General features: G+C 65.1%; 9 protein-coding genes, 1 pseudogene and 1 riboswitch. Of the genes and pseudogenes, 7 read left to right on the forward strand and 3 right to left on the reverse strand.

What is annotated here, in order from left to right:
• Positions 1–74: 74 nt before the first annotated feature.
• A complete protein-coding gene (locus IVA88_RS04330) occupies positions 75–1,793 on the forward strand; it encodes a heparinase II/III family protein (RefSeq protein ID WP_247496054.1) in 1,719 nt (572 codons plus the stop codon).
• Positions 1,794–1,851: 58 nt separating this feature from the next.
• Positions 1,852–1,933, forward strand: a riboswitch (ZMP/ZTP riboswitch).
• Between the two features lie 22 nt (positions 1,934–1,955).
• Complete coding sequence (gene purH / locus IVA88_RS04335) at positions 1,956–3,548, forward strand: bifunctional phosphoribosylaminoimidazolecarboxamide formyltransferase/IMP cyclohydrolase (RefSeq protein ID WP_247496055.1); 1,593 nt, start codon at positions 1,956–1,958, stop codon at positions 3,546–3,548.
• Positions 3,549–3,608: 60 nt separating this feature from the next.
• Here purH and IVA88_RS04340 read toward each other — a convergent pair whose 3' ends face one another.
• On the reverse strand, positions 3,609–4,991 hold the full coding sequence (locus tag IVA88_RS04340) for an MFS transporter (RefSeq protein WP_247496056.1): 1,383 nt from the start codon (positions 4,989–4,991) through the stop codon (positions 3,609–3,611).
• 100 nt (positions 4,992–5,091) lie between these two features.
• Between IVA88_RS04340 and ggt the strand changes: the two genes are divergently transcribed.
• Complete coding sequence (gene ggt / locus IVA88_RS04345) at positions 5,092–6,843, forward strand: gamma-glutamyltransferase (protein WP_247496057.1); 1,752 nt, start codon at positions 5,092–5,094, stop codon at positions 6,841–6,843.
• Between the two features lie 100 nt (positions 6,844–6,943).
• Positions 6,944–8,237: pseudogene (locus IVA88_RS04350) on the forward strand (MFS transporter).
• 17 nt (positions 8,238–8,254) lie between these two features.
• On the opposite strand, the gene IVA88_RS04355 reads toward IVA88_RS04350, so the two are convergent.
• Positions 8,255–8,920 carry a glutathione S-transferase gene (locus IVA88_RS04355; protein WP_247496058.1) on the reverse strand — a complete coding sequence of 222 codons (666 nt, stop codon included), beginning with the start codon at positions 8,918–8,920 and terminating at the stop codon, positions 8,255–8,257.
• A 164-nt stretch (positions 8,921–9,084) separates the two neighbouring features.
• Here IVA88_RS04355 and IVA88_RS04360 point away from each other — a divergent pair, with 164 nt between their 5' ends.
• The 3 genes from IVA88_RS04360 to panE all read left to right on the forward strand — a co-directional run bounded on the left by IVA88_RS04360 (position 9,085) and on the right by panE (position 11,459).
• Positions 9,085–9,681 carry a DUF2239 family protein gene (locus IVA88_RS04360; RefSeq protein ID WP_247496059.1) on the forward strand — a complete coding sequence of 199 codons (597 nt, stop codon included), beginning with the start codon at positions 9,085–9,087 and terminating at the stop codon, positions 9,679–9,681.
• Between the two features lie 99 nt (positions 9,682–9,780).
• Entirely contained in the window at positions 9,781–10,389 is a 609-nt protein-coding gene (locus IVA88_RS04365; protein ID WP_247496060.1) for a 2-hydroxychromene-2-carboxylate isomerase, read from the forward strand.
• A gap of 146 nt (positions 10,390–10,535) precedes the next feature.
• Positions 10,536–11,459 carry a 2-dehydropantoate 2-reductase gene (panE, locus tag IVA88_RS04370; protein ID WP_247496061.1) on the forward strand — a complete coding sequence of 308 codons (924 nt, stop codon included), beginning with the start codon at positions 10,536–10,538 and terminating at the stop codon, positions 11,457–11,459.
• 12 nt (positions 11,460–11,471) lie between these two features.
• Here panE and IVA88_RS04375 read toward each other — a convergent pair whose 3' ends face one another.
• Entirely contained in the window at positions 11,472–12,065 is a 594-nt protein-coding gene (locus IVA88_RS04375; RefSeq protein ID WP_247496062.1) for a c-type cytochrome, read from the reverse strand.
• Positions 12,066–12,277: the final 212 nt, after the last annotated feature.

A 12,277-nucleotide genomic window follows, 5' to 3' on the forward strand; every position in this document is an offset into this window, starting at 1 on the left:
ATTCGTCGGAATCCTCTCCCCCACCAAGGCAAGGCGTGTCGGTCGCTCAACGCAGACGTATCTCGACGCTGGTGATGAACCGCTTCGCACGGAACATGCTCGCGCGCGCAAGCGGTGGTTCCGTCGTCCTGTCGCGGGTCTGGCCCGGTCGCACCGACCGGCTGATCATCGCGCCGCATGATCTGCGCACCGCGGATGCGACCCGCGCCGCCGAGATCTATGCCGGCCGCTTCGTCTTCGCCGGCAAGATCGTCAATTGCCACGGCCGCTCGATCTTCGATCTCGAGCCGCCGTCGGAGGATTGGGAGGTTGCGCTGCTCGGCTTCGGCTGGCTGCGCCATTTGCGCGCCGCCGACACCGCGCTGACGCGGGCCAATGCGCGCTCATTGGTCGAGGACTGGATCGCCAATCCTGCCAACAAGCGCCGTCCCGTCGCGCGGCGCGCCGACGTGCTGGCGCGGCGGGTGATCTCCCTGCTGTCGCAGGCGCCGCTGGTGCTCAACGACACCGACAACAAATTCTACCGCCGCTACCTGCGCGCGCTGGCGCGCGAAATCCGCCTCCTCCGCTACACCATGGTCAATATTCCCGACGGGGTGCCGAAGCTCCAGGTGTTGATCGCGCTGTGCTATGCGGCGCTGTGCCTCGCCAACCAGGCAAGTCACATCCGCAGCGCCTCGAAAAAGCTCTCGGACGAATTGCAGCGGCAGATCCTGCCCGATGGCGGCCATGTCTCGCGCAACCCGGGCGCCCTGATCGAGCTCTTGATCGACCTGTTGCCGCTGCGGCAGACCTTTGCCGCGCGCAACATCGCGCCGCCGCCGGCGCTGCTCAACGCGATCGACCGCATGATGCCGATGCTGCGCTTCTTCCGCCACGGCGACGGCAATTTCGCGCTGTTCAACGGCATGAGCGCGACGCCCTCGGACCTGCTCGCGACGCTGCTTGCCTACGACGACACCCACGGCGCACCGATGGCGAACATGCCGCATACCGGCTTCCAGCGCCTCGATGCCGGCCAAACCACTGTGATCATCGACACCGGCCCGCCGCCGGCGGCCGGCGTCAGCCACGACGCCCATGCCGGCTGCCTGTCATTCGAACTGTCCTCCGGCATCAGCCGCATCGTCACCAATTGCGGCATGCCGACCACCGGCCGCGACAATTGGCGGCCGTTCGCACGCGGGACCGCGGCGCATTCGACGCTGACCTATCACGACACCTCGTCATGCCAGTTCGTCGAGATGTCGGCGATGAAGCGGCTCTTGCACGGCGCTCCCGTCACCAGCGGGCCTGTCGAGGTCGAGAGCTATCGCGAAATCGTGCAGAACGGCACGCTGCTCACGATGTCGCATGACGGCTATCTCGCCAAATTCGGCGCGATCCACCGCCGCGTCCTGATGATCGACAATGACGGCGCGCGCATCGACGGCGAGGACACGCTCTCGCCGCCGCAGGGCGGGCGCTTCAAGGGCGCGGATGCCGATTTCGCAGTGCGCTTCCATTTGCACCCGGCGGTGAAAGCGAGCCGGTTGTCCGATGCCCGCGGTGTCATGCTGGTGCTGCCGAACCGCGACGTCTGGACCTTCGAGGCGCTCGACGACAAGGTGGACCTCGAGGACAGCGTGTTCCTGGCCGGCAATGACGGCCCGCGCCGCACCGCGCAGATCGTGATCCGCCAGGACGCGCGGCAGGCACCCTCGATCCGCTGGAGCTTCGTCCGCTCCACCGCCTCGCCGGCGATCACGAATGCCCGCAGAAATGCGCGGCGGGAGCCGGAACTTCCGCTGTAAACGCGGGCGATTCGGCCCATCTGATCGTTGTGAAAGCGACCGGAAACTGCTATCGAGCCCTCGCTCGCGCGACTGGCGACCTTGGATGGAGCACCATCGGGAAGCGTGGGACATAGCTGCCGCGCGCCTGGGCATTACTCCTTCAGACAGAGGATCTTGCTCATGACTGACCATCCCCGCCGCGTCACCCGCGCCCTTCTCTCCGTTTCCGACAAGACCGGCCTGATCGAGTTCGCAAAGGCGCTCGCCGCGCACGATGTCGAGCTGGTCTCGACCGGCGGCACTGCCAAAGCAATCGCCGCGGCCGGCCTCAAGGTGAAGGACGTCTCCGAGCTGACCGGCTTCCCCGAAATGATGGATGGCCGCGTCAAGACGCTGCATCCAAAGGTGCATGGCGGCCTGCTCGCGATCCGCGACAACAAGGACCATGCGGAAGCGATGAAGGCGCACGGCATCGCGCCAATCGATCTCCTCGTCGTCAATCTCTATCCGTTCGAGGCGACCGTCGACAAAGGCGCAGGCTTCGAGGATTGCATTGAGAACATTGACATCGGCGGCCCCGCGATGATTCGCGCCGCCGCGAAGAACCATGACGATGTGGCCGTCGTGGTCGAGGCTGAGGACTACAAGGCCGTGCTCGACGAGCTCGCCGCCAACAGCGGCGCAACCACGCTGAAATTGCGCCGGCGCCTTGCTGCCAAGGCTTACGCGCGCACGGCCGCCTATGACGCCGCGATCTCGAACTGGTTCAACCGCCAGCTCGAAATCGACGCACCTGATTTCCGCGCCTTCGGCGGCAGGCTGATCCAGTCGCTGCGCTATGGCGAGAATCCGCACCAGACCGCGGCGTTCTATGCGACGCCCGACAAGCGGCCGGGCGTCTCGACCGCGCGGCAGCTTCAAGGCAAGGAGCTCTCCTACAACAACATCAACGACACCGATGCCGCCTATGAATGCATCGGCGAGTTCGACGCCAAGCGCACCGCGGCCTGCGTCATCGTCAAGCATGCCAATCCCTGCGGCGTCGCCGAGGGCTCCGACCTCGTCAGCGCCTATCGCAAGGCGCTGGCCTGCGATTCCACCTCGGCCTTCGGCGGCATCATCGCGATGAACCGCGCGCTCGATGCCGACACCGCGCGCGAGATCACAAAGATCTTCACCGAGGTGATCATCGCGCCCGACGCCAGCGAGGAGGCGATCGCCATCATCGGCGCGCGCAAGAACCTTCGACTTCTGCTTGCCGGGAGCCTGCCCGATCCGCGCGCGCCCGGCCTCACCGCCAAGACGGTGGCAGGCGGTCTCCTCGTGCAGAGCCGCGACAACGCCGTGGTCGACGACATGACCTTCAAGATCGTGACCAAGCGTGCGCCAACCGATGCCGAGATGCGCGATCTGAAGTTCGCGTTCCGTGTGGCGAAGCACGTCAAGTCCAACACCATCATTTACGCCAAGGATCTCGCCACGGTCGGCATCGGTGCCGGCCAGATGAGCCGGGTGGATTCAGCGCGGATCGCCGCGCGCAAGGCCCAGGATGCGGCGGCTGAGCTGAAGCTCGCCGAGCCGCTCACCAAGGGCTCGGTGGTGGCGTCGGATGCGTTCTTCCCGTTCGCGGACGGCATGCTCGCCTGCATCGAGGCTGGCGCCACCGCCGTGGTGCAGCCCGGCGGCTCCATGCGCGACGACGAAGTGATCAAGGCCGCCAACGAACACGGCATCGCCATGGTGTTCACGGGCACACGGCACTTCAGGCACTAACTCTCACGAGAGAGCGTAGCCCGGACGGAGCGCAGCGAAATCCGGGCTACACGACTGCGGCTACTCCCGCACCCGCATCAACAGTCCCAGCCCCGCGACGAAGAACACCACGAGCACGGCCATGCCAGCCTTCTGGCTCGCCGTCACCGCGGTGATCACGCCGATGAGCAGCGGGCCGATGAACGAAGTCACTTTCCCCGTCAGTGCGAACAGACCGAAATACTGCGCGATGCGGTCCTTCGGTGCGAGACGGATCAGGAGCGTGCGTGAGGCGGCTTGCAGCGGACCACCGGCCGCTCCGATCAGGCACCCCAGCACCAGATAAGCGCGTTCGGCCGCAGCGGCGAACAATGCACCGCCGGGCGCGGGCGGCGCGACCTTGATGAAGAGGATCGAATCCTTGTCGACCAGCAGGATCGCCGCCACCGCCAGCAGCAGGATCAGCAGGCTGCCGGCGATCACGCGCTTCGGCCCGAGACGATCGTCCAGCTTGCCGCCAAGCCACGCGCCAAAGGCGCCGGCGATCGCGAGCATGATGCCAAACGTGCCGATCTGGATCGTGTGCCAGCCGAACGTGCCCGCGGCATAGATGCCGCCGAAGGCAAACAGTGACACCAGGCCGTCGGTGTAGATCATGTTCGCGAGCAGAAACGCGGCAAGCGATTTCTGCTTCGGCAGACCCCTGATCGATTGCTTCAGCTCCGACAGACCTTCGTGCAGCGCCTCGCGCACCGGACGCTTCGCCGGATAGTCCGGCGTGAACAGGAACATCGGCGTCACGAAAATGATGAACCAAAGCCCGGTCAACGGTCCCGCGGCGCGGTCGCCCTGACGGCTGACGGGGTCGAGCCCGAACAGAGGCGTGAAACCAAGCAGCGTGCGGCCGGTCTCGGGATTCGCGGCGAGCAGGCCGAGCACGATGATCAGGCTGACGATACCGCCGACATAACCCGTCGCCCAGCCGGTGCCGGAGAGCCGGCCGATACGCTCCGGCGGCACCAGGGTCGGCATCATCGCGTTGTTGAAGAGGGTGGCGAATTCCGCGCCGACGCTAGCGAGCGCGACCGCGGTGAGCAGCGGCGGAATGATCGAGGGATCGCCGGGCTTGCCGATCCACAGCGTGCAGGACGCCAGCACCAGAACTGCGCCAAATCCCGCGATCCACGGCTTCCTGCGGCCCGAAGCATCGGCAATAGCCCCTAGCACCGGCGACATCAGCGCGATCGCGAGGCCCGCGGCAGCCATCGCAAAACCCCACAGCGATTGGCCGATGGCGGGATTCGGCGCAATGCTGGTGGCGAAATAGGGCGCGAACACGAAGGTCGTGATCAGCGTGAAATAAGGCTGCGCCGCCCAGTCGAAGAAGATCCAGCTGACGACGGCGGCGCGCGGCGGATAGGTCCGCCGCGCCTCCACGCGCGCATCCGAGGCAATCGTCGTCATCGTCCAGGCCCCATCACGAACAGTTTTGCCTCTCTTGGCGCAAACCGTATAGCATTACCGTGACGCGTGTGAACTGGCTCGAAGCCACGGCGGAAGTTTGATGATGTCGTCTTTTTCGACACGGCGAACATTTTTCGCCTTCGTTGCCGCTCTGGCGTTCGGTCTCGCGAGCGCGGCCGCGCAGGACGCGCGGCGGGCTTATGTGCCGCCTGCGCTCGACACGGTGCATGCCGTTCCCGCCGAGCACGGCATGGTGGTGGCGCAGGAGAAAATCTCTGCGCAGGTCGGCGCCGACATCCTGCGGCGCGGCGGCAATGCCATCGATGCCGCGGTCGCGACCGGCTTTGCGATGGCCGTGACCTATCCGCGCGCCGGCAATATCGGCGGCGGCGGCTTCATGGTGATTCATTCCGCCGAACGCAACGAAGACATCACGATCGACTATCGCGAGACCGCGCCGGCTGCAACCACGCCGCAGATATTCCTCGGCGGCGACGGCAAGCCCGATGCGGCGAAGTCGCGGGACTCCGCGCTCGGCGTCGGGGTGCCCGGCACCGTCGCGGGTCTTGCGCTGGCCCTGGAAAAATATGGCTCGGGCCGGTTCACGCTGGCGCAACTGCTCGAGCCCGCGATCGCGCTCGCCCGCGATGGCTTCCTCGTCGGCGACGATATGGCCGACACGCTGCCGGGATGGCACCGGCGGCTGGTGCGCTGGCCCTCCTCGGCCGGGATCTTCTCGCGGCCCGATGGAACGCCGCTCGGCGAAGGCGACCGGCTGGTGCAGAGCGATCTCGCCGCAACGCTGTCGGCTGTCGCCGCACAGGGCCCGCGCGGATTCTATGAGGGGCCGGTTGCGGAAAAACTTGCCAAGGCGGTGGTTGACGCGGACGGCATCATGACGCCTGACGATCTCAAGTCCTATCAGGCGGTGATCCGTGCGCCGGTGCGCGGCACCTATCGCGGCTACGACATCGTGTCGATGCCGTTGCCGTCGTCCGGCGGCGTGGTGCTGGTGGAGACGCTCAATATCCTCGAAGGTTTTCAGCTGGCCGATCTGAAGCGGGGATCACCGGCCTCGCTGCATCTGCTGATCGAGGCCATGAAGCGCGCCTATGCGGACCGTGCGCGCTATCTCGGCGATCCCGCCTTCGTCAACGCACCGATCGGGACGCTCACCGCCAAAGACTACGCCGCCAAACTGCGGGCAACCATCTCCGCCGATCGCGCCACGCCATCGAAGCAGCTGGTGTCGAGCGCGACCTCGCCGCGTGAGGGCAGCAACACCACGCATTTTTCCGTCGTCGACGGCAGCGGCAACGCCGTCAGCAACACCTATACGCTGAACTTCAGCTACGGCGTCGGCCTCGTCGCCGACGGCACCGGCGTGCTGCTCAATAACGAGCTCGACGATTTCACCGCAGCGGTCGGCGCTTCCAATGCCTACGGCCTCGTCGGCTTCGAGCCCAATTTGCCCGGGCCCGGCAAGCGGCCGCTGTCCTCGATGTCACCGACCATCGTCCTGAAGGACGGCAAGCCGGTGCTGGTAACGGGCTCGCCCGGCGGCAGCCGCATCATCTCGACCGTGCTCCAGGTGATCGTCAACGTGCTCGATTACCAAATGGACGTTGCCGCCGCCGTGGCCGCACCGCGGTTGCATCATCAATGGTTACCGGACGAGGTGCGCGTCGAGCGCGGCTTTTCCGACAATGTCCTGTCCGAGCTGAAGGCGATGGACCACCTGATCGTCGAGCCGATGGGCCAGACCTCTGCCAATTCGATCGCGGTGACCGCCAACGGGCCGCTCGGCGCGCCGGATCCACGCACCCGAGGCGCGGAGGCGGCGGGGCAGTAGCTCTGACCCTGCATGGCACGAAGGCCGGCCCGTGCTTGCGCAGGCCGCCGCGCGTGCTACCACCGCCCGCATAATAAAATAAACTGCCGGGGAAGCGCACATGACCACGACCGATCCGACCGAGCGCATCGAACGCGCCGAGATCGAAGACACCAGCCTTCTCGCCTTTTATCGCGACATGAACACGCCCGAGCGGCGAACATTCTGGGCCTGCGCCGCGGGCTGGGCGCTCGACGGCATGGATTTCATGATCTACCCGCTGGTGATCGGCACCATTATCGCACTGTGGAAGGTCGATGCGGGATCGGCTGGCCTCGCCGGCACCGTGACGCTGCTGGCCTCCGCCATCGGCGGCTGGCTCGGCGGCTATCTCTCCGACCATATCGGCCGGGTCAGGACGCTCCAGATCACCATCATCTGGTTCTCGTTCTTCTCGCTGGTCTGCGCGGTCGTGCAGAATTTCGACCAGCTCCTGATCGCACGCGCGGTGCTGGGCCTCGGCTTCGGCGGCGAGTGGGCGGCGGGCGCCGTGCTGATGGGAAGCGATCCGGCCGCAATATCGTGGTCGCGCGGTCGGTTCGGTGCAATCGGGCTGGGCGGTGGGCTGGGGCCTCGCGGTGCTGTCGCAGGCGATCCTGTTCTCGGCTTTGCCGGCGGAGACGGCATGGCGCTGGATGTTCGTGATCGGCGCGCTGCCCGCACTGCTGGTGTTCTACATCCGCCGCTCCGTCACCGAGCCGGAGATCGCGGCCGAGGCCCGCGCCAGGCAGGCCGCAAGCGGCAATCGTCCGGCGCTCTGGGAGATTTTCGCGGGCCCGATCCTGAAGACCACGATTCTGGCCTCGCTGATGGCGACGGGCTGCCAAGGCGGCTATTACGCCGTCACCTTCTGGGTGCCGCAGTTTTTGACCAAGGAGCGGCATCTGTCGATCGTCGGCTCGACCGGCTATCTCTCGACGCTGATCATCGGCTCCTTCATCGGCTATCTCACCGGCGCTTGGCTCGCCGACCGGATCGGACGGCGCAATCTGTTCCTGATCTTCTCGATCGGCGCCATCGCGATTGTGCTGCTTTACACGCAGCTGCCGCTCACAAACGAAATCCTGTGGGTGCTCGGCTTCCCGCTCGGCTTTTTCGCCTCGGGCTATTTCTCCGGCGTCGGCGCATTCCTGACCGAACTTTATCCAACGCGACTGCGCGGCTCGGGCCAGGGCTTTTGCTACAATTTCGGTCGCGGCATCGGCGCGCTGTTTCCGTTCCTCGTCGGCTCGCTCTCGGCGACGACGTCACTCGCGAATGCGATCGCGATGTTTGCGGTGGTGGCCTACGCGCTGTTCTTCATCGCCGCCTTCGCGCTGCCGGAGACGCGCGGGCGGATATTGCACGCGGACTGAGGAGGCGGTGAGGAAACTTACCGCCCCACCTGATACGGCCCGCCCTTCTCGAGCGCTCTGGCGTACGCCGGGCGCGCGTGAATGCGCTCCAGGAATGCCATCGCCTTGGGATGGCCGAGTTCGAGCCCGCCACGCGCCTGGGCTGCTTCGAGCGGAAAGCTCATCTGGATGTCGGCCGCGGTGAACTCGCTGCCGGCGAACCACTCGTTCTTGCCGAGCTCGCCTTCCCAATAATCCATGTGTTGCTTGATCTGCGGATTGACCAGCGCAGTGAGCGCAGTGTTCGAGACCTTGCGCACCAGCGGGCGGAGCAACGCCGGCGCGCGTTTCGGCATCAGCGTGAACAGCAGCTTGAGCAGCAGCGGCTGCATCGCCGAGCCTTCCGCGTAGTGCAGCCAATAGGTGAAGCGCAGCCGCTCGGGTGTGTTCGGCCGCGGGACCAGCCGGCCGTTGCCGTAGGTGGCGATGAGATATTCGATGATCGCGCCTGACTCGGCGATGGTGTTGCCGTTGTCGGTAATGACAGGCGACTTGCCGAGCGGATGGATGGCACGGAGCTCCTTCGAGGCGCGCATGTCGGGCTGGCGCTGATAGCGCACAATCTCGTAGGGCACGCCCAGCTCCTCGAGCAGCCACAGCACGCGCTGCGAGCGGGAATTGTTGAGGTGATGAACGGTCAGCATCGCGTGGTCCCCAAGGCTATGCGTGGTGGCTAGGCGTGGTCGATCGGCCGCGCGTTCGTGCCAGCCCGGGAACACAATGTCGAGCCATCCGGTCGGATATTTTCACCCGGGTATATTGACGTGGATAATTTACCCGGGCATTAAAGGCGCCAGCGCAACCAATTATGGTAATGATTCCAATGCAGAAGATTTTCACCGCCTTCCAAGGGCAGCGGCGCCTGGTGTCCGGGCCGGCAGGCGAGGTCGCACTGATCGTCAAGCGAATGGCGGAGCGGCCGGACGAGACCATCATCATCTTCGAGGACGCCACGGGCCGATCGATCGATTTCGATCTGCGCGGCGGGGATCGCGAGGTGCTGGCGCGGTTGGCGAAGCTGATCCCGCCGCCAGTTGAGGAGACCGCAGCACCGAGCGAGCCGCGCGGCCGTGGTCGGCCAAGGCTCGGGGTGGTCGCGCGCGAGGTGACGCTGCTGCCGCGGCACTGGGAGTGGCTCAACACCCAGCCCGGCGGCGCTTCGGTCGCGCTGCGGAAACTTGTCGAAGAGGCGAGACGCGCGAGCGGCGACAAGGACCGTGAGCGGCAGGCACGCGATGCGGCCTATCACTTCATGTCGACCATGGCCGGCAATCTGCCGCAGTTCGAGGAAGCATCGCGCGCGCTGTTTGCCGATGACCGGCGGCGTTTCACCGAACTGATCGCAGGTTGGCCCGCTGACATCCGCGACCACATCGTCAAGCTCGCCTATAGCGACCGCGCTTAGGCGCGGCGCATTCTCAAGATATTATGACCATCATTAGACGGTGGACCTGTAGCGCACCCTGCGCCACAATGCCAAAAAGCGATGTCAGGGAGAACGATTTTGACCCGCACAGCCCCGCAGTTCCTGTTCGATTTCGGCAGCCCGAACGCCTATCTCAGTCATCTCGCGATCCCGGCGATCGAGCAGCGCATCGGCGTCAAGTTTGAATATGTGCCGATCCTGCTCGGCGGCATCTTCAAGTCGACCAACAACAAGTCGCCGGCCGAGACACTTGCCGGCATCAAGAACAAGCGCGAATTCCACGCTGTCGAGACCGAGCGCTTCATCAAGCGTTACAGCGTCCCGGCCTATGTCATGAATCCGTTCTTCCCCGTCAACACGCTGAACCTGATGCGCACGGCGATCGCGGCGCAGCTCGAAGGCGTGTTCGAGACCTATGTCGAGGCCGCCTTTCACCACATGTGGCGCGAGCCGAAGAAGATGGACGATCCTGAAATCGCGGCGAAGGCGCTGGCGTCCTCGGGCCTCGACGCCCAAAAACTGTTCGCCCGCGCGCAAGAGCCCGAAGTGAAGGGCAGGCTGATCAAGAATACCGAAGAGGCCGTCGCGCGCGGCGCGTTCGGCTCGCCGACCTTCTTCGTCGGCAACGAGATGTTCTTCGGCAAGGAGCAGTTGCGTGACGTCGAGGAGATGGTGTCGGGGAAGTAGCCCCCTCATTCTCCAGCGACAGAATGTGATCGCGGCAGCATTCTGGATTGCTTCGCTTCGCTCGCAATGACGACTATAGATAGACCGCCAAGAACAACTGTAAAAACTGCGACAAGCACAACAGCAAGAGCAACAAGGACAATCCCATGCGTATCCTCGTGGTCGGTGCCGGCGCCATTGGCGGGTATTTTGGTGGCAGGCTGTTGCAGGCTGGCCGGGACGTCACCTTCCTGGTCCGGCCGCGGCGCGCCAGCGAGCTCGCGAGCGCAGGCCTCGTCATCAAGAGTCCGAATGGCGACGTGACCTTGAAAAATCCACCGACCGTTCAGGCCGACGCGCTCAAGGACAAGTTCGACGTCGTGCTGCTCAGCTGCAAGGCCTTCGACCTGGACGACGCCATGGAGTCGTTCGCGGCAGCAGTCGGGCCGAACACCGCGATCATTCCCATGCTCAATGGCATGAAGCATCTCGACATCCTCGACGGCAAGTTCGGCAAGGAGTGCGTGCTCGGTGGCCTCTGCGCCATCGCCGCGACGCTGAACGAAAAGCGCGAGGTGGTGCAGCTCCAGCCGATGCAGTCGATCAATTACGGCGAGCGCGACGGCACGCTGTCGGATCGCGTCAAGGCAATCGACGAGGCCTTCAAGAGCGGTATCAATGGTGCGACGGCCAGCCAGAACATCATGCAGGACATGTGGGAGAAGTGGGTGTTCCTCTCCTCGCTGGCGGCGTCCACCAGCCTGATGCGCACCTCCGTCGGCAACATCCTCGCTGCCCCCGGCGGTAGGGATTTCCTGCTCGGCATGCTGGACGAGACCAGCGCAATCGCCACCGCGTCGGGCTACCCGCCGGGCGGACCGTTCTTCGAGCGCGTGAAGGGCAACCTCACCACCGAGGGCTCGCCGATGACGGCCTCGATGTTCCGCGACGTCAAGGCGGGCCTGCCGGTCGAAGCCGATCACGTCATCGGCGACCTCATCGCGCGCGCCGATGCGGCCAAGGTGCCGGTGCCGAAGCTGCGTATCGCGTACACGCATTTGAAAGCGTATGAGAAGCAGCGGGCGAGCTGACCGCAGCTTGCGCTATTTGAAGTACGCGAGGTAGTGCGAGACGGCCGTGATTTCCTCGTCGCTCATGTGGTAGGCGACATCGGCCATCGCAGCGCCTCCGCCGCCGACGCGCTGGCTGCTCTTGTAGTCGTGCAGCGCCTTGACCAGATATTCCTCGCGCTGTCCGGCGAGCCGCGCGATGGCCTTGGTGCCGGCAAAGCTCTCGGTATGGCATGAGGCGCAGCGGCGACCGACGGCAACTTGGGCGCCCTTTTTCGACAGCTCCGGATCTCCGTCTTCCGCTGCCTTCGGCGGCGTCAACGCCGCGAAATAGGCGCCGAGATTGCGGACGTCCTCGTTGGTGATTTCCTCGGCGATGGGCTGCATCTGGTCGTTCTTGCGCGAGCCGGCGCGAAAAAACACCAGCTGCCACTGGAGGAATTGATCGGGCTGGCCAGCGAGCGAGGGGATGTTCTCGGTCTGCGAGATGCCGTTCTCGCCGTGGCAGCCGGAGCAGACAGCGGCCTTCTCCTTGATCGCGGCATTGTCGGCGGCGCTTGTCGGGAGAGAACCGAGCGCGAGGAGCGCAACCACGCTGATTGCGTGCGAGATGAACTGCCGGCGCATGATGGGAATTCCGATCTATCGAACTCGTCGTTCCGGGGCGTGCGAAGCACGAGCTATGATGCGCAATTGCGCATCTGAGAATCCATAACCCTCGTTCGTGGCTATGGGTTCCGACTTGGGCGCAGGCGGGCGCAAGCCCGGAACGACAGCGCGCGAAATTGAAACGAGAAAGGCTGCGGTGCCCCTCGGCACCGCAGCCTCGTGTCATCGTA

The sequence above is a fragment of the Bradyrhizobium sp. 149 genome, from assembly GCF_023073915.1.
Lineage (GTDB): Bacteria > Pseudomonadota > Alphaproteobacteria > Rhizobiales > Xanthobacteraceae > Bradyrhizobium.